Raw genomic sequence first — 17,361 nt, 5'->3', positions numbered from 1 at the left:
CATGAACGTTTTACATTTAGTCCAACATTTTAAAATTGGCGGACTGGAAAAAATGGCCGTGACTTTAATGCAAAAAAGCCGATTTGCTAACACCAGTATTATCGTCTCTTTGGAGGGCACGGAGCAGAATGCAATAAATGAATGGCCAGCATTGTCAGCCTTTGAGCAAAAACTTATAAGCCTAAATAAAGCCCCTAAATTTGAACTAGGTGTGATTAAAAAGCTCAGTGGAATAATCAAACAACATAATATTAGCGTGATCCATAGCCATCATATTGGCCCGATGCTTTACGCTAGCCTTACCTGTTTAGTTAACCCAAGTGTTAAACATGTATCGACAATTCATGATGCGTGGTACTTAAAAAACTTTAAACAGCGACTAATTACAAAAGTGCTCAACAAGCTGACCAAAATACACTGGGTGGCTGATGCACAAGTGGTAGCCAATGAGTTTTATAACGAAACCGCCATTACAGCCGATAGCACTATTCTTAATGGCATTGATTTTCAGCAATTTAGTTACATAAATGAAGCTACAGCACGGATTAAGCTTAACTTACCGCACGATAAAAAACTTATTGGCTGTTCTGCTCGTTTAGAGCCGGGGAAGGGTCATTTAGATTTAATTAAATTACTCCCTGCCTTACCTAAAGAAATTGAACTCGTATTTGCTGGTAATGGCAGTTTACGTTTTTCATTGATGAGTGCTGCAGTGTCACTAGGGGTGGTAGAGCGAGTGCATTTTTTAGGAAATGTGCAGCATATGGAATTATTTTACTCGGCCATTAATGTCATGTGTTTGTACTCACAACGAGAGGGGTTACCTCTGTCTATTTTAGAGTCGATGGCATGTGGAAAAGTAATAGTGGCAACCGATGTCGGTGGCATTAGTGAAGTGGTCAGTAATAAGCAGGGTATTTTAGTAAAACCTAATGATGTATTTGGCTTAAAACTTGCCCTATTAAAAGCATTGGAAATGAAGCACGGGCAATGCATTCGAGAGTATATTCTCTCAATTGCGGATGCAAACAAAATGAGCGAAGCCTATGACCATTTTTATAATGGCTTAGCTTCATAAGGGGATTACAATGACTTTTTTACTGATTACATTGGCGATTTTGATTGTGTTGGTGTTGTACCATCATGTTGGTTACTTATTGTTATTAAAGCTTTTTAGTAACGATGAAGTGAAAATCGAATCAAACGCTACCCCGCCAACAACGCGCTTTGGTATTTTAATGTGCGCCTACAACGAGCAAGAACATATTCGTGAAAAGCTCTATAACCTTGGCTCTATGTTATACAGCACAGAGCAGTATGCTATTCATGTTTACCTTGATGGCTGTACAGACAAAACCTATGACGAGGCGATGATTGCTCAATCGCATCTTGCAAAGCAAAATGTAGTGTGTCATTTGCATTTTAATAAGATCAATAAAGGTAAGTCGTTTGGTGTTAATGAGTTAATAAAACTAACTAAACCAAATTACGATGTATTGTTGTTCACCGATGTTAGTGCATTACTCAGTGTGGATGTACTAAATAAAATTGATACTGATTTTAAAGACCCTCAGGTCAATGTGATCACGGGAGTGTATATATTAGATGACTTAGCCACCAAAGAGCAGCAACAGTATTGGCAATATCAAAATAAAGTAAAAAGTATGGAGTCATCATTAGGCGCTGTTATTGGCGTACCTGGTGCCATGTTTGCTATACGCGCTGAATATGCTCAGTTATTAGATGCGAGCACTATAAACGATGATTTTATTTTGTCGATGAAAGCACTTAATAAAGGTGGTAAAGCGCTAGTAAATAACGAGATCAACATTGTTGAACGTGAATGCGATGAACAAAGCCATGATTACGCCCGAAGAGTAAGGTTAGGCGCTGGCAATTGGCAACAAATTAAAATGCTGTCTGAGCTATTTAATCCAAAATTAGGCTGGGTAAGCTTTAATTATATTTCGCACAAGGTATTACGTGGCATTATGCCCATTATACTGGTACTGATTTATGGATTACTAATTTCTTTGGCGGTTTTTTCTAACGTGTTTTTAGCCAAAGTAGCCTGTATTACATTAGCCGTTGTACATGGCGTGGGTGCATTAAAACAGCTTTTGAGCATAAAGACTAAATGGCCAGTGATCGACAGTATTAACTATATTGTAGCGGCATACTTGTGTGCTTTTTGGGGGATTATTAAATTTGAACGCGGTGATTATAGTGAGCATTGGCAGCGCGTTCACCAAACTAAGCAGTCTAATAATCTTGTGATTAGAGCAGTAAAGCGCGGCATTGATATTTTAGGCTCTGCTATTGGCTTAATTGTTCTGTCTCCTGTAATGCTCATGGTTGCATTGGTGATTAAGTTCAGCTCTAAAGGACCTGTGTTGTTTAAACAGTTACGAGTAGGGCAAAGTGATGATGACTTTGTGGCACTTTTTAACGTATTAAAATTTCGCTCTATGGTGGTTGATGCAGAGGTTAAAAGTGGAGCGGTGTGGGCAAGTAAAGATGATCCGCGTATTACCCCAGTAGGGCGCTTTATTCGCAAAACAAGATTAGATGAATTACCTCAGCTGTGGAATGTACTCATAGGTGATATGTCGTTGATAGGACCTCGCCCTGAACGGCCTGTTTTTTATTCAAAACTTGAAAAAGATATTCCCTATTTTTGTCAGCGTACCTATGGCATAAAACCAGGCATATCTGGGTTAGCGCAAGTAATGAATGGCTATGATGAAACTATTGATGATGCGCGAAATAAAATTGGTTGGGATTACGCCTATATGTTGAGTACATCGTCTGCTCGTAGTTGGTGTTATATGGAATTGACCATTTTCTTTAAAACATTGGTTGTTATTTTTACCGGTAAAGGCCAATAACCCGCTTCGCATAATGCAATTGCACATCCAAAAAGCAATTGCATTATGCACCTCCATTTCAAAATTCAATCAAAAAATCAATAAATTTCATATTTTTCAAAGCGTTAAATTTGGCATTCTTCTTGTAACTGTCTATTTGAGTTCATACTTTTAATAGGTGATTAAAATGAAAAATGTAGCCAACAAAATAGATAACACCATTGTTACCATTCCTAATGACTTTTCGGGCTTTGCTGTTGATGAGCTAAAAGATCAGTTTGAGCTGCTCGTTGAGCAAGACTCAAATTGTGTTGTTTTAGACTTTTCTAAAACCGAATTTATCGACTCCTCAGGAATAGGTGCTATTGTTTTTCTATATAAAAGAATTGAAAAACATAGCAACAAGCTATCTTTACTTAATGTCACGGGGCAGCCGTTTAAGTTAATGAACTTATTAAGAGTGGATAAAACCATTCCATTTATTGATGCAGTTTAGCGGTTATCAGGGAGAGTTTTATGAAGGCGCGCATAGCAATTGTCATTTTCATGTTTTTAGGCGGATGTGCTTCTTGGCCAGATGAAGGACAAGGAGGCTTGGCTGAAAAATATCAAAACTATCCATTAGATGATCAACAGCTTGATGAAACATTTAACCAACCCGAGAGTGTGGTTAGAAGTGAGTTTGAGCACTTAGTACTTAAACTTGAATTATTAAAAGCGCAAGATATTAATGCCTGTATGCCAGCACAGTTATTAAAAGCCCAAATATATGAAAATCGTATTCGGCGTTTAATTGCAGCCCAAATGTGGGAAGACGCGGAGCACGACTTACTAATTCATTATCATGGCCTTAATCAATTAACTAATCACTTTGATACTGTTAGAAAGCTGACTAACTGTGCCGCGCCGACTGACGAACAACCCGCTTTAGTTAATGTAAAAAAGCAAATAGCAGAGTTATTAAATAGTGATAACCAATTTGCATTTAACGCCTTTGAAATAACCCCTAAATATGCCGTACGGGTTGCTCAAGCAGCCGATTTAATTAAACAACTAGAAAGTATTAGTATTTTACTTATTGGCCATACTGACTCAGTAGGCAGTAAAAATAGTAATTACGAGCTGGCTTTAAAACGCGCTGAAACTGTTAAGCATTGGCTGGGTGTTTATGGCGTGCCTACCTATAACATTACCACTTTAACCCAAGGTAGTTTAAAACCATTTAGTGAGTCGGAGCAAAGCGAGCAAAAACGCCATTCAGACCGCCGAGTTGAGGCTGTTATTTTAGATGCTAACGTGCAAAGTGAAGATAGTAAACACGTAAAGTCACTAATGAATTGGACTAAAATTATTGAAAAGAAAAAGGAGTAATGTATGAAACTTATTTTTGCTGTCTTCGTTTTTTTCTTTTTAATAACGAACTCTGCGTTTGCAGCGCAAGCCGATGAATCCATAGTACAAGCAGGTAATAAGCTGTTTTTGTATGTGCCAGGGGAAGTTGAATTTGAAACAACCTTTGAGGTCGACAAAAAAGGTCAAATTAATATACCTGAGGTGGGGCAATTTCAGGTAGGTAATAAAACGGTTGCGCAAATAGAAGCAGAACTTAAACCTATTCTTGCAGAGTTGTTTGTTGCAATAGATGACTTTTATGTGGAGCTCAGAAGCAGAGATATATTTATTAATGTTTTAGGGTATGTGATCACGCCCTCACAGGTGAGTATTCCCGATGATGGTAATATTCAAATGGTGATAGCTAAAGCTAATGGTCTAAGACCTGGCGCACAGCTCGATCGCTTACAAATAAGACGCAAAGATGAAGTTATTGAGTTTAATTATAAAGCTTATTTAGACTCCGGTGATATTAATCTACTGCCAACGCTTAAAAGTGAAGATACCGTGTTTGTGCCTGTCTCCCCACTTCTTGGTAACGTACAAATTGATTTTGATGCACAAACGCTTAGTGCGACAGGGGATGCAAGCGACAACAGTGCCATTACTATGCTCGGCGAAGTACATAATCCTGGTAGTTTTTCGTTTAAAGAAAATATGACGCTTCTAGATGCACTGATGCGTGCGGAAGGGGTTACTCGCTATGCGGATGTAACTAAAATTAGAGTGATCGTTGATAAAACTCCTGTTATTTTTGATTTAAAAGCCTATTTAGATAAACCTACCGATAACAACATGCCGCTACTAAAAGCGGGATCAACCATATATGTGCCGATTATGGTGGATGATGTAAACACCACAACGCGAACTGTTTATATTATGGGTGAGGTACAAAAGCCGGGTGCCTATGAGGCTGCCGACAGTACTAACTTTTTAGACATTTTAGCTAATGCAGGTGGGCCAACTCGCTTTGCAGAAACACGGCAAATAAAAATATTAACCCCTGCTGGAGAGAGCATACTTTTTGATTTGCAGGGCTATAGTGAGGGATTAATCACCGCAAAAGTGCCTGATTTAAACCCCGGTGATGTAATATTTGTCCCTGAAAAAACAGACGTTAACGAAAAAAGCTGGTTAAAAATTCCAACAAAACGCGCAATTAAAATTATAGGTGCTATTCAATCTCCTGGTCGTTATGAATGGAGTAATGAAATGGATTTTACTGATCTATTAGCGCATGCTGGTGGTCCTACTAAAGGCGCTAACGTAAACGATATTAAAATTTTGCGAAATGGCGATGTCACCCAACGATTTGATCTTGAAAAATACACCATTACTAACGGTGAAAGTGCGCTGCCGAGTTTAATTGCTGGCGATACTATTATTGTTGAAGAATTACCAGTAGACCCTGGAGACAATAAATCGCAATGGATACGTCAAGAGTCGAGCAAGTCTATTTATATCATGGGGCAAGTAGGCTCACCTGGGCGCTATGCGTTTAATGACAATATGCATTTTATTGATATTTTGGCAGCAGCAGATGGTCCTAATGGGAGTGCGGATATTCGTAATATTAGAGTAACGCATCGTAATGGTAATCGTGCTCGAGTGAGTAAACTTGATTTAGCGATGTACTTTGAAACTGGTGATGAAACGTTATTTCCTCATGTGTCACCAGGAGACACAATATTTATTCCAGAAAAAGATAAAGATTGGTTACGTACCCCTAAAGAGCGTGTTGTTCGCATTATGGGAGCTGTTCAAAAGCCTGGCCGTTACAACTTTGATGATACGATGTCTATTTTGGATGTGCTTGCTGAAGCGGGAGGACCGTCAAGTTCAGCTCTCATTGACAAAATAGTAGTCGTTAACCATTCATGCTGTAAAGAACAGTCGCGAATATTCAATCTTGAAGAATTTATTAAGTCACCAAATTCAGCCAATATCCCCGTATTAAGAGCCGGTGATACGTTATACGTACCCGATAAAGGCCAAGACCTAATTAGCCAATTTAAAGATAACTTCCTCGACTTTATAACAATTATTGCCTTGGTGGTGAGCCTATGAAACTTATACCAGGGCAGTACCATGAACTAGAAACCATTTGTAACACCTTGATTGACGATGAAGCACGCTGTGTAACGTTTATTTCCTTGTATGGTGGAGAAGGTTCATCAACCGCATGTATTAGTGTGGCTCAACGTTTACAAAGTCAAAATAAGTCGGTATTAGTTATTGATCTCAACCCCATTAGCTCGTTTCGTTTAGATAAGCAGCTGCCAACATTAACCAAGTTATGGCGCTTTGATGATATTTCATGTCAGCTTAGTGTTATGCCTTATCAGGGTATTGAGGTGCTTACCATCCATAACCTTGAGTCGATTGATTCTGCAAAAAATAAGCATGTTTTAAATGAGGCCGTGCTGCGGTTAAAACAAGAATATGATTATGTGCTGCTAGATATGTCGCCTGCGTTAAAGCTAAATCGTAACAATGTACCGCTGCATTCTTTAAGTTTATGTAGTGAGCTTACTCTGGTTACCGTGGCGTTAGGTATAAATAATGAAGAGTCATTATGCCAAGGTGTGGCAGAGCTTAAGCAAGCGGGTCATAGCAACATAAAGTTATTAGTAAGCCAACATAGCTTTGCCCCTTTAGGGGAGCGCATGTTATTACTTTTGCAGCGACACTCACCAAAGTGGCCAAGAGTATGCGCGTTTTTAACCAGCAAAATAAACAAACAAAAGTGGTTGTTTAAACATTACTGAGACCCTTATGGATATATTATTTGAGCGACGCTTTGAATTATTGTGGCCCACCTTAACGGAAATACGCCAAGTACTTAAACATGTGCTGGGCGCTTTATCGGTCACGCGAGATGAAGCCGATGCCGCAGGCTTAGTAGCAACAGAATACCTAACTAATTTAATTCGCCATAATGAGGGAGATGAGCAGCTTATTATGCTGCGTATCAGCCAAATAAATAACGATACTTACCAGTTAACTTTTGTAGATGAGCTTAAGCCCTATAATTTATTTAAACAGAACAACTCTTCATGGACGTTAGCGTCGGATGAGTTGGTAGAGGGAGGAATGGGGGTTGAGCTTATTCGCCATTACTTTGCCGATGCCATCTACGACACCCGTGCAGGTAAAAATTATTTCTCTTTTCCTTTAACCAATATCGATAAACGACCCAGCATTATTTATGTTGATGATGATGTCACTCAATTAGCATTAATGAGTGCCTACCTAAAAGATAAATTTAATGTCATCACCTGTGAAAACATAGACGCTGGTTGGCAGGCCATTTTAACCTCAGATGCCAGTATATTGTTGCTTGATCATAAACTTAAACAAGGAACATGTGAGCCATTACTCGAAAAGCTAAATAAATCGAATTTAAAGTCACAGTTATCAGTGGTGATGTTAACCGGTGATGATAGCGAAGAAGTGATCAGTAAAATTAATCGTTTGGGGGTTGATGATTATTTAATTAAACCAGTTAAAAAAAATAAGCTCTTACAAAGCATAGAGCGGGTAACGCACAGATTCGCTTATTTATCCTATCAAAGCACATTTGGGTTAACGCCCTCAAAAGTACTCTTGGGGCACAATAAAACAGCGCATATTTTTGGCTCAATTGGTGTGGGCAACGGGGGGGATTTTTTCATGCCAATTAACGATGAAGGTACGGCTTTTATACTGGGCGATATGATGGGGCATGGCTTACAAGCCCTCAAAGAGAGCTTTGCTATAAAAGGCTTCATTAGTGGCTTTTTAGCAACGGGGTTAGCGTATCAAGAAATGTTAGCGGCGCTGAATAATGCGCTTTATAAGCAACAATTATGCAAATCAAGCTTAGTGACTTTAGTGATCTGTTTTTTAGAAAATAATAAACTGTATTGGCTCAATGCCGGCCATCCTGCGCCGGTTATTATTAGTAAAAATGGTGACCTATCTCAGTTAAATGGCACAGGGCCATTACTTGGGCTTTCTAATGATCATCAATATACTTTGTATGAAACTGAGCTTGATAATGTTGAACATATCATACTTTACACCGACGGCTGGACCGATAACCGTTTCACCGACAAAGACGAAATGACCGAATTAAAAAAAATCATCCCCACGCAAAGCACCTCAGCAGAGGATTTTGCACACTCCTTATGGAAAAATTCACAGGTTGCCCTTTCTAAAGAAGTGGATGACGCATCATTAATAATCATTAATTGAATTTGATTTAATTGACTATGTATAGTTAACTTAATATTCATAAGTTAATATTTTTTATCAAAATAATTCTTAGCGAGTTGCTAAAAGGAAAAGGGTTATGCCACCAACAATACTCATTGTAGAAGACACCCAATCGCTCGCTATGATGTACCAGTCTTATCTTTTACCTACAGGTGTAAACACGCTGGTGGCTAACGATGGGGCAACAGCTCTTGATATTATAAACAAGATAAAACCCGATCTTATTGTGCTTGATGTCATGTTACCCGACATGAACGGACTTGATATTCTTGCCCAGCTAGAACCTGACAACTTTCCTCAAGTTGTTGTATTAACTGGGCATGCGACCAAAGAAATGGCTATTCAAGCGATCAAGTTAGGTGCCAGTGACTTTTTAGAAAAACCAGTCGAAGCAGAACGTTTTCGTATAACCATTAATAACACACTTAAAATAAAAGATTTAAAACAAACGGTTACTAAATATAAAAATATTTATGAAAATGGTCGTTACTTTGATTTGATTGGCAGCTCTAAGCAAATGCAATCGGTGTATCAAGTTATTAGCTCTGCTTCAGCGAGCAAAGCCACGGTATTTATTACCGGCGAAAGTGGGACAGGTAAAGAGCTCTGTGCACGGGCTGTTCATCAAGCCTCTAATCGTGTCGACAAGCCTTTTGTGGCACTTAATTGTGCCGCCATCCCAAAAGATTTAATTGAAAGCGAAATATTTGGCCACCTAAAAGGCGCTTTTACGGGGGCAATTGCTAATCGACTCGGGGCGGCAGGGCAGGCAGATGGCGGTACGCTGTTTTTAGATGAGTTATGCGAGATGGATGTTAACTTGCAAAGTAAGTTACTTCGCTTTATTCAAACGGGTACTTATCAACAAGTCGGCAGTGAAAGACAAGTAAAGGTTGATGTGAGGTTTGTTTGTGCCACTAACCGAAATCCGCTTGCTGAAGTTGAAGCAGGTCGATTTAGAGAAGATTTATACTATCGACTGCACGTTATTCCTATTGAATTGCCGCCACTCAGAGAGCGTGACAGAGATATTATTGAAATAGCACAAGCGTTATTTATAAAAATAGCCAAAGAAGAGCAGCACCCTTATAAAGGGATCACCGACGATGTAAAACAGTTTTTAGCGCAATACGATTGGCCCGGTAATGTTAGGCAGCTAGAAAATGTGATCCGCAATATTTTAGTACTTAATCCACAAGAGTGGATTGACGTATCGATGTTACCTGCATTGCCACAAAGCGTGCAAAAAGAGCCACGCAACGAGAGTCAAACTGGGCAGCTAAACACATCGGTACAAGTGCAAGAGTTTGAAGAGTTACCGCAGGTTGAAAGTGAAGTTAAGGCTTTGTGGGTCGCCGAAAAAGAATATATAGAACGAGTAATAAAAATATGTGCAACCAATATTCCTAAAGCTGCCGCTCTTTTAGATGTAAGTCCTTCAACTCTATACCGAAAAATTAAAGGGTGGGAAGAAAATTTATAACAATGTTTTTGCAGTATAAGCAGTTTGTAACAAAGCAAACTGTTTTTTACCTGAAAAACGCTCCTCAAGCATAGCGTATGCTGAGTGTGCCATTTCGCTTTTTTGCGTTGTAGATAAGGCAAGCAATGCTTCTATCGATTGTTGGCATTCTAGTGCATTTGCTGATTTCATTAAAAAGCCATTCACTCCATTGTTTATAATGCTAGGAATAGCGCCTACTGGACTGCTAATAACAATTTTATGATTGCTCATACTCTCTAGCAAGGTCATAGGCAGGCCTTCCTCTCTAGAGCAAATGAGTAAAGCATCAACATGTTGCCAAATAGCATCTCGATTAGTTAATCCATGATAATGAAGGTTGTTTATTTGGGGGATAGCGTTGCGCATTGGGCCATCACCAAAAAGGTGAAACTCCACTTGTTGATTTATCAGCATATTTTGAGCTAAGGCATAAAAGATATCAGGGCCTTTTTCATAAGATAAGCGGCCAACAAACCCGATTTTAAGTACCGGTTGTGCAAAATTAGTACTGGGAGGTTCGGTTATTGCGATGAAGTTTTCCAGTAATTGGGCGTTTTTTATTGTTTTACTAATTTTTTCAGACACTGCAAAGTTAGTTGATAGCCAACTAAGCCATAAATCTAATTTGTTATACAACCACATTTTTCCTGTACCAGCCTCTCCTGCATGGTAAGTGCTAACACAATGCTTATTTATAAGTTTACAGGCTAAGCGCCCTAAAATTCCAGCTTTGTAGCCATGGGTATGAATAACCGTATTGTGGTCATAGCTGCGAAACCGCATGATTAAACTCATAAACGAGCCTTGCAGAAAATCATACTGTATGCTTTGCTTATCAAGTAATCTATAAAATTCATTATTCCCATGATTTTTATAAAATAAAACTGAACAATTAACTCGATTTTTATTAAGCAGTTTGTGTAACTCTATAATGTGAGTCTCAATACCACCAATCATGGAAGAGTCTACAAACAATATAATCCGATTATTCACAACGAGCTCCAAAAGAAAATTATGATAGATACATCTGTAATAGAACAATTAAAATATGATGTTGGCGATAGCATGGCTATTGAGCTTTTAAACGTTTTTGTTGATGAGTCTAAAAAGTTAGTTGCACAAATGCTTGCCTCAACCAAGCCTGAAGAGATTGAACTGTATGCACATAGCTTAAAAAGTAGTGGCTATAGTTTTGGTGCAACAAGGTTAGCGCAAACGTGCCAATTGATTGAACAGCAAGTTAAAGTCAATGGCTTAGACACTGAAGTTGCAACACTTTTAAAATTAGCCGATGCACAGAGTAAAAAAACCTTTGAACACATGAACGAACTTATCCAAAACCATTAAGCGTGTTTCTCTGCATTAAAAGAGCTTTTTAATAACTCTGAAAATACATTTTTTAACTCATCAATATTATGTAAATGTTTACCCGTTTCCTTGCATTTCTCTCCCTGTTGTAAAATTTCGATAATGGCAGAAGGAGAAATGCTTAAATCGTATATTTTAGTGCCGAGCTTTTTTTGTAACCAATCAATACCGGCAATTTTTGTATGTTGCATAACACTGCTTTCCTGAGCCGTGTTTTCTATAAATATGCGACACGCAGAGGTTTGTTTTATCGCGTTAGTAATATCTGTAATTAAAAAAGTTGGCATAACGCTAGTAATGATACTGCCGGGGCCAATAATTATTAAATCGGCATCTAAAATAGCCTCAACAGTGCCAGGCGCTGGCGGCACAGCTTTTGATAAGTAGACTGATGTTGGTAGCTCATTTAAGGCATCAATCGCGCATTCACCAAATATTTTTTCACCATTATTTAGCTCGGCAATTAAATCTGTTGGTAAATCAGACATAGGTAACACAGTCTCTTTGTTCCCAAGCAAACGATTAAAAGACGCAATGGCCTCGGTAGGAGAGTGTGTTAGCTGGGTTAACCCTAATAGCGTTAAGTTTCCTAAGCAATGACCCGCCATGTCGCCATGCATAAATCTGTGTTCATACATAGCATGAGCCTGCGTACCTTCTCCGGCGAGCTGTACGCAGCAGCGTCTTATATCACCTAAAGCAATGCAATCCTGCTCATCTCTTATGCGTCCGGTACTACCGCCATTATCAGTAGTGGCTACAATCGCGGTTAAGTGATTACATAAGGGTTTGATAGCACTTAATACTTGCGCTAATCCGTGACCACCACCGATACACACTATTTTCATAGCTATGCCTTCATGTGTTTATTTATATTAATAAAGCAGAAATCATTCCATCCTGCCAAAAAAATAACTCAATGATTTATATTAAATTTTGTTCTATATTAATTAGTCATAACATCGATTTTGATATTCTTTGCAAAACGCGATGCATTTTAGCTGAGGGAGTGGGTATGCAACGTAATGAATTAATTACTATTACGCAGTTGCAAAGGCAGTTAGCGTTATTGCATCAGTGTGATGATGAAATTGATATTTTAGCGACTATCTCAGCGTTACTGCAGCCGCTACTGCGATACCAAGATTGCATTGTTTTAAAAAAAACACATCATCACTTCTTAACTGTTGGCACATCGAACATCGATTTTGATGAGAAAATATGGCCGCCATGCACTGCATTTTTACAGGCACTCGAAAGCGGTTATTCATTTAGCCATAACCCATCGGCAGAACAACTATTTGCTACGTCAAAAAAGATCAATAGCCGCGATATAAAAACAGCGCTGTTAATAGGAATTAACACAACAAGCGAGCAGTGCTTGTTTATTTTCACTCATGTGCATAACAAAAATAATGATGAGATTATAGTCTCACAGCTAATAAAGGTATTTCTTCAGCAAGCATTTCACGCTTTTTTACAGTTAAATAAATTACATGCCCACACTCAACAGTCGGTTTTATTGCTCGATAAATTTTCACAGCTTTCTACTTTATTTAAAGAATTAGCGAGTGAGTGGTTTTGGCGAACTGAGCCCGATATGACATTTACCAGCGTTAATAATCTTGAAAGAGAAGACAATACCTATGCGCAAATTTTTATTAATAAAAGCATAGAGTCTTTGCGCACTAAAAATGAGCAAAAAAATACACAAAAATGGCAAGCCTTCGCAGCATTATTGGCAGAGCATGAGGATTTTAGTGGGTTTGAGTTTGAAGTTAACTCACCCACTCCTTTATGGGTTTCGCTCAATGGCAAGTCACAATTTGACGAGCAAGGAAACTTTATTGGTTACTTAGGTATCGCTAAAGATATCACCATTTCAAAAGAGCGAGAAACAGCACTTGAAAATGAAAAACTAAAAGCAGAGGAAGCCAGTAAAACAAAAACAAAATTTTTAACCATTATGTCGCATGAAATAAGAACACCCATGAATGCGATTATGGGGATGATCGAGTTATTAATAGACACCGACCTGACTCAAGAGCAACGCCAATGGCTAGATTACGCAAATTCGAGTGCAGATATTCTGTATGGATTAATCACCGATGTATTGGATTTCTCAAAAATTGAATCAGGAACCATATTAATCGCCAACAAACCCTTAAATGTAAAACTGCTTATCGAGAATATCGTCGGACAGTTGCATATAATTGAAGACAGTGAAGATATTATTTTTTCAGTTTCGATTAATGATGATATTCCCACTTTTATAATGGGGGATGAGTTTAGATTAGGGCAGATACTGTTTAATCTTATTGGCAATGCGTTTAAGTTTACCCACTCAGGACACATTGCATTATGTGTAAGCATTGTCGATGACAACTTAAAATTCACTATTGAAGATTCAGGAGTGGGTATTGCAAAAAAAGATCTGGTCTTTATATTTCAGCCATTTCGACAAGTTAATGAAGGTATAAACAGAAAAAACGAGGGTGTTGGACTAGGACTGAGTATTTCAAAAAACCTAATCGAACTTATGGATGGCTCTATTAGTGTAGAAACACAATTAGGATTAGGTAGTAAGTTTACGATTTTACTGCCATTTAAAGAAGCCGCTATTGATGAAATTAAACCTGAATTCTCATCACAGCAGCCAGAATTATCAGTTCTCGTTGCCGAGGATAATAAAACCAATCAAGTACTCATAAAGGCATTCTTACAAAAGCTAAATCATAAAGTCACTATTGCTAATGATGGGGTAGAAGCAATTGAGTTTATGAAACTCAAACACTTCGACTTAATTTTAATGGATATCATGATGCCAACCATGGATGGATTAACCGCAACACAGCATATCCGTAATGAGCTGTTAAGTGATATTCCTATTTTTGCACTGACAGCCAATGCCTCAACCGATGACAAGGCATCGTGCTTCAAAGTAGGTATTAATAAAGTACTTACCAAGCCTATTAAGTTTGAAACCTTAAAAGCGTCTCTAAGTACGCTTTTATAAGCGGTAATAAAAAAGGGCATAATTACACGTAATTATGCCCTTTTTTTAATTTATAGCTTGTTACTCGATATTTTGTATTTGCTCACGCATTTGCTCAATCAGGACTTTTAGCTCTACAGCTGCGTTGGTGATGTCACTATTGATAGATTTAGATGCTAACGTGTTTGCTTCACGATTAAACTCTTGCATCATAAAATCTAAACGACGACCACAAGCACCACCTTTACTCAGGATTTTGCGAGTTTCTTTAACGTGCGACTTTAAACGGTCTAGCTCTTCGGCAACATCTTGCTTTTGTGCAAGATAAATCAGTTCTTGCTCAAGGCGTGACTCATCAATATTTGTTGTTAAATCTTCAAGCTTTTGTACTAACTTTTCACGTTGCCACTTAGTAATTTCTGGCATATGTGCTTCAACAATATCAACTTGCTCTAAAATGGCGGTTAATCGTGTAGTTATCATTTCTTCAAGGTTTGCACCTTCATCGCCACGCGCAGATTTAAAGTCTTCAATTACTTGGTCAAGACCACTAATAAGAGCTGTATTTACACTATCCATATCAATTTCTTGTGCTTCCATAACACCAGGCCAACGTAAAATATCAACAGGATTAATATCACCATTGCTTTGTTGTTGTACCCACTTAGCACTATTAATTAACTGCTCAGCAAGAGATTGATTAATTGATAATTCACCAACATGTGCGGGATTTGCGACAAATTTTAAGAAGACTTCTACCTTACCACGCTGTAAGTGCTTACGCAGACGCTCGCGAATAACGGGCTCCATGCCACGAAATTGCTCTGGTGCACGAATAAATGTTTCAAGGTAACGTTGGTTCACTGAACGAACTTCCCACGTGCCAGTGCCCCATTCGCCTTTAATTTCGCGACGCGCATAAGCTGTCATACTGTGGATCATGGATGATTTCCTACATTTTTAAATACAATAGTGTAATGATTATACCGTAACACTGCTTAAGCTCTAAAGAAAATTTAACCTACTGAGTGTTTTTTAAACACACTTTAATCTAAATCAACATGGCATCTGTATTCACATCCACATATAATGTGGCAAATTCAGAATTAAGGGGATCGTCAATGCGTCCAAGCGAAAGAACACCTAATCAAATTAGACCGGTTACGTTCACACGTAACTATACTTTGCATGCTGAAGGCTCAGTATTAGTAGAGTTTGGTAACACTAAGGTACTTTGTACCGCGACTGTTGAAGCTGGCGTGCCACGCTTTATGAAAGGCCAAGGTAAAGGTTGGGTAAACGCAGAATATGGCATGTTACCGCGCGCAACACACACACGTAATAGTCGTGAGGCAACGCGAGGTAAACAAGGCGGTCGTACAATGGAAATACAGCGTCTGATTGCTCGCTCTTTACGTGCTGCAATAGATCTAAAAGCACTCGGTGAAAACACAATTACTATTGATTGTGATGTAATTCAAGCTGATGGTGGTACACGTACAGCATCAATTAGTGGTGCATGTGTCGCACTCGTTGATGCACTTACTTACATGCGTGCAAAAGGGATGATTAATTCAAATCCACTTAAGCATATGATCGCGGCTATTTCAGTTGGCATATATAAAGGCCAAGCGATTAGCGATTTAGAATACCTTGAAGACTCTGACGCTGAAACCGATATGAATGTAATTTTAACTGAAACAGGTAAAATTATTGAAGTACAAGGGACAGCTGAAGGCGAGCCTTTCTCGTTTGATGAACTTGATGAGCTACTTACACTCGCTAAGCACTCAATTCGTGAAATTATAGATGTACAAAAACAAGCACTAGCATAAATAGGTAATCGGCGATGAAAGAATATCAAAAAGAGTTTATTGAATTTGCTTTAGAAAAGCAGGTATTAAAGTTTGGTGAATTTACCTTAAAATCTGGCCGTACAAGTCCATACTTTTTTAATGCTGGTTTGTTTAATACCGGTCGTGATCTTGCTCGCTTAGGTCGCTTTTATGCTGCAGCGCTTGAAGATGCGGCAATTGAATACGATGTATTATTTGGCCCAGCTTATAAAGGTATTCCAATTGCAACAACAACCGCTGTTGCGTTGGCTGATCATTACAACAAAGATGTGCCTTACTGCTTTAACCGCAAAGAGAAAAAAGCACACGGTGAAGGTGGCAGCTTAGTAGGTTCGGATCTTAAAGGTAAGATCATGTTAGTTGATGATGTGATCACTGCAGGTACTGCAATTCGGGAATCTATGGAAATTATTGCGGACAATGGCGCAGATTTAAGTGGTGTTTTAATCGCACTTGATCGCCAAGAAAAAGGTAAAGCCGAGCTTTCAGCTATACAAGAAGTAGAGCGTGACTTTAATACTCAAGTAACTTCTATTGTTAAATTGGCTGATCTAATCAGTTACCTTGAGAATCAAGGAACCATGGATGAGCATTTAGCGGCAGTAAAAGCATACCGAGATCAATACGGTGTAGCATAAGTAAGAGCCTCGCAAAAGCGGGGCTTTATTTTGTTTAAAACTTAGCAGAACTCGCACGAATAGTTAGAGCGAGTTAATTCTCATAGTCGAGTGATTAAATCCAACTATAGCCATAAAAGCATTAGCAGATCGTATAAGTACAGAGATTAATGTTCCATCGGATCAAGCTAAAGATATAAGATCTGCAGCGGTTGCTCTCCTATTGGTGATCATGATGATCATTCTTTACACATTTAAGGGCTACCTCACAGTTAAACGCTTAAATACCGCGTTTATTGTTAATAAATTGATAGTTATGTTGTGTTTTTAGTATCTATCGTTCAAATATCCAGCGAACAGACATTTATTTCAAGTTTTCTTCAAAAAAGGGTTGATCTGTTTTCGGATCTCCCTATAATGCGACCCCACTGAGACGGCAGACAGCAACGCTTAGCGAGGCAAGAGTCACTTAGTGAGTCGAGTAAAACTTAGTTTCGAAAACTTT

16 protein-coding genes are annotated in these 17,361 nt (G+C 38.6%); 13 read left to right on the top strand and 3 right to left on the bottom strand.

From position 1 onward, the window contains the following. Position 1: 1 nt before the first annotated feature. The 8 genes from BM380_RS17975 (at position 2) to BM380_RS17940 (ending at position 9,999) form a co-directional block, all read left to right on the top strand. A complete protein-coding gene (locus BM380_RS17975; RefSeq protein ID WP_090495451.1) occupies positions 2 to 1,078 on the top strand; it encodes a glycosyltransferase in 1,077 nt (358 codons plus the stop codon). A gap of 10 nt (positions 1,079 to 1,088) precedes the next feature. Then, entirely contained in the window at positions 1,089 to 2,888 is a 1,800-nt protein-coding gene (locus BM380_RS17970; RefSeq protein WP_090495450.1) for a sugar transferase, read from the top strand. A gap of 166 nt (positions 2,889 to 3,054) precedes the next feature. Continuing rightward, positions 3,055 to 3,363, top strand: a complete 309-nt coding sequence (locus BM380_RS17965; RefSeq protein WP_090495448.1) for an STAS domain-containing protein — start codon at positions 3,055 to 3,057, stop codon at positions 3,361 to 3,363. A 20-nt stretch (positions 3,364 to 3,383) separates the two neighbouring features. Continuing rightward, positions 3,384 to 4,238, top strand: a complete 855-nt coding sequence (locus tag BM380_RS17960) for an OmpA family protein (protein WP_090495447.1) — start codon at positions 3,384 to 3,386, stop codon at positions 4,236 to 4,238. 3 nt (positions 4,239 to 4,241) lie between these two features. Further along, positions 4,242 to 6,326 (top strand): SLBB domain-containing protein, encoded by a 2,085-nt coding sequence (locus BM380_RS17955; protein WP_090495444.1) that lies wholly within the window; start codon positions 4,242 to 4,244, stop codon positions 6,324 to 6,326. After that, complete coding sequence (locus BM380_RS17950) at positions 6,323 to 7,027, top strand: cellulose synthase operon protein YhjQ/BcsQ (RefSeq protein ID WP_090495442.1); 705 nt, start codon at positions 6,323 to 6,325, stop codon at positions 7,025 to 7,027. Before BM380_RS17955 ends, BM380_RS17950 begins: the two co-directional genes overlap by 4 nt. 7 nt (positions 7,028 to 7,034) lie before the next feature. Further along, complete coding sequence (locus BM380_RS17945; protein ID WP_090495440.1) at positions 7,035 to 8,495, top strand: SpoIIE family protein phosphatase; 1,461 nt, start codon at positions 7,035 to 7,037, stop codon at positions 8,493 to 8,495. A 97-nt stretch (positions 8,496 to 8,592) separates the two neighbouring features. Further along, the gene (locus BM380_RS17940) at positions 8,593 to 9,999 is read left to right on the top strand and encodes a sigma-54-dependent transcriptional regulator (protein WP_090495438.1); all 1,407 of its coding nucleotides are present in this window, start codon (positions 8,593 to 8,595) and stop codon (positions 9,997 to 9,999) included. Here the strand turns inward: BM380_RS17940 and BM380_RS17935 are convergent. Continuing rightward, positions 9,994 to 10,977 carry a glycosyltransferase family 4 protein gene (locus tag BM380_RS17935; protein WP_254772084.1) on the bottom strand — a complete coding sequence of 328 codons (984 nt, stop codon included), beginning with the start codon at positions 10,975 to 10,977 and terminating at the stop codon, positions 9,994 to 9,996. The two genes, BM380_RS17940 and BM380_RS17935, sit on opposite strands and share 6 nt — an antisense overlap. Before the next feature lie 57 nt (positions 10,978 to 11,034). Between BM380_RS17935 and BM380_RS17930 the strand changes: the two genes are divergently transcribed. Then, on the top strand, positions 11,035 to 11,367 hold the full coding sequence (locus BM380_RS17930; protein WP_090495435.1) for an Hpt domain-containing protein: 333 nt from the start codon (positions 11,035 to 11,037) through the stop codon (positions 11,365 to 11,367). Here the strand turns inward: BM380_RS17930 and yvcK are convergent. Further along, positions 11,364 to 12,236, bottom strand: a complete 873-nt coding sequence (gene yvcK / locus BM380_RS17925) for a gluconeogenesis factor YvcK family protein (protein ID WP_090495434.1) — start codon at positions 12,234 to 12,236, stop codon at positions 11,364 to 11,366. The two genes, BM380_RS17930 and yvcK, sit on opposite strands and share 4 nt — an antisense overlap. Before the next feature lie 167 nt (positions 12,237 to 12,403). Between yvcK and BM380_RS17920 the strand changes: the two genes are divergently transcribed. Then, on the top strand, positions 12,404 to 14,404 hold the full coding sequence (locus tag BM380_RS17920) for a response regulator (protein WP_090495433.1): 2,001 nt from the start codon (positions 12,404 to 12,406) through the stop codon (positions 14,402 to 14,404). A gap of 60 nt (positions 14,405 to 14,464) precedes the next feature. On the opposite strand, the gene BM380_RS17915 is transcribed toward BM380_RS17920, so the two are convergent. Continuing rightward, entirely contained in the window at positions 14,465 to 15,325 is an 861-nt protein-coding gene (locus tag BM380_RS17915) for a YicC/YloC family endoribonuclease (protein ID WP_090495431.1), read from the bottom strand. Positions 15,326 to 15,504: 179 nt separating this feature from the next. Between BM380_RS17915 and rph the strand changes: the two genes are divergently transcribed. From rph to BM380_RS18505, 3 genes are all read left to right on the top strand, one after another. Beyond that, the gene (gene rph, locus BM380_RS17910) at positions 15,505 to 16,218 is read left to right on the top strand and encodes a ribonuclease PH (RefSeq protein WP_008111261.1); all 714 of its coding nucleotides are present in this window, start codon (positions 15,505 to 15,507) and stop codon (positions 16,216 to 16,218) included. A 14-nt stretch (positions 16,219 to 16,232) separates the two neighbouring features. Continuing rightward, the gene (gene pyrE / locus BM380_RS17905) at positions 16,233 to 16,877 is read left to right on the top strand and encodes an orotate phosphoribosyltransferase (protein WP_033103752.1); all 645 of its coding nucleotides are present in this window, start codon (positions 16,233 to 16,235) and stop codon (positions 16,875 to 16,877) included. Between the two features lie 106 nt (positions 16,878 to 16,983). After that, positions 16,984 to 17,187, top strand: a complete 204-nt coding sequence (locus tag BM380_RS18505; protein ID WP_139232435.1) for a diacylglycerol kinase — start codon at positions 16,984 to 16,986, stop codon at positions 17,185 to 17,187. Positions 17,188 to 17,361: the final 174 nt, after the last annotated feature.

It is taken from the genome of Pseudoalteromonas sp. DSM 26666, from assembly GCF_900116475.1.
Lineage (GTDB): Bacteria > Pseudomonadota > Gammaproteobacteria > Enterobacterales > Alteromonadaceae > Pseudoalteromonas > Pseudoalteromonas tetraodonis.
This window is presented reverse-complemented; position numbering and strand designations above follow the sequence as displayed.

Excerpts from the sequence above, each read along its gene's own strand:
- BM380_RS17960 (WP_090495447.1), top strand. The coding sequence starts at position 3,384 with ATGAAGGCGCGCATAGCAATTGTCATTTTCATGTTTTTAGGCGGATGT.
- BM380_RS17955 (WP_090495444.1), top strand. The coding sequence starts at position 4,242 with ATGAAACTTATTTTTGCTGTCTTCGTTTTTTTCTTTTTAATAACGAAC.
- yvcK (WP_090495434.1), bottom strand. The coding sequence starts at position 12,236 with ATGAAAATAGTGTGTATCGGTGGTGGTCACGGATTAGCGCAAGTATTA.
- BM380_RS17930 (WP_090495435.1), top strand. The coding sequence starts at position 11,035 with ATGATAGATACATCTGTAATAGAACAATTAAAATATGATGTTGGCGAT.
- BM380_RS17950 (WP_090495442.1), top strand. The coding sequence starts at position 6,323 with ATGAAACTTATACCAGGGCAGTACCATGAACTAGAAACCATTTGTAAC.
- BM380_RS17975 (WP_090495451.1), top strand. The coding sequence starts at position 2 with ATGAACGTTTTACATTTAGTCCAACATTTTAAAATTGGCGGACTGGAA.
- rph (WP_008111261.1), top strand. The coding sequence starts at position 15,505 with ATGCGTCCAAGCGAAAGAACACCTAATCAAATTAGACCGGTTACGTTC.
- BM380_RS17970 (WP_090495450.1), top strand. The coding sequence starts at position 1,089 with ATGACTTTTTTACTGATTACATTGGCGATTTTGATTGTGTTGGTGTTG.
- BM380_RS17935 (WP_254772084.1), bottom strand. The coding sequence starts at position 10,977 with ATGATTGGTGGTATTGAGACTCACATTATAGAGTTACACAAACTGCTT.
- pyrE (WP_033103752.1), top strand. The coding sequence starts at position 16,233 with ATGAAAGAATATCAAAAAGAGTTTATTGAATTTGCTTTAGAAAAGCAG.
- BM380_RS17940 (WP_090495438.1), top strand. The coding sequence starts at position 8,593 with ATGCCACCAACAATACTCATTGTAGAAGACACCCAATCGCTCGCTATG.
- BM380_RS17915 (WP_090495431.1), bottom strand. The coding sequence starts at position 15,325 with ATGATCCACAGTATGACAGCTTATGCGCGTCGCGAAATTAAAGGCGAA.
- BM380_RS17920 (WP_090495433.1), top strand. The coding sequence starts at position 12,404 with ATGCAACGTAATGAATTAATTACTATTACGCAGTTGCAAAGGCAGTTA.
- BM380_RS17965 (WP_090495448.1), top strand. The coding sequence starts at position 3,055 with ATGAAAAATGTAGCCAACAAAATAGATAACACCATTGTTACCATTCCT.
- BM380_RS17945 (WP_090495440.1), top strand. The coding sequence starts at position 7,035 with ATGGATATATTATTTGAGCGACGCTTTGAATTATTGTGGCCCACCTTA.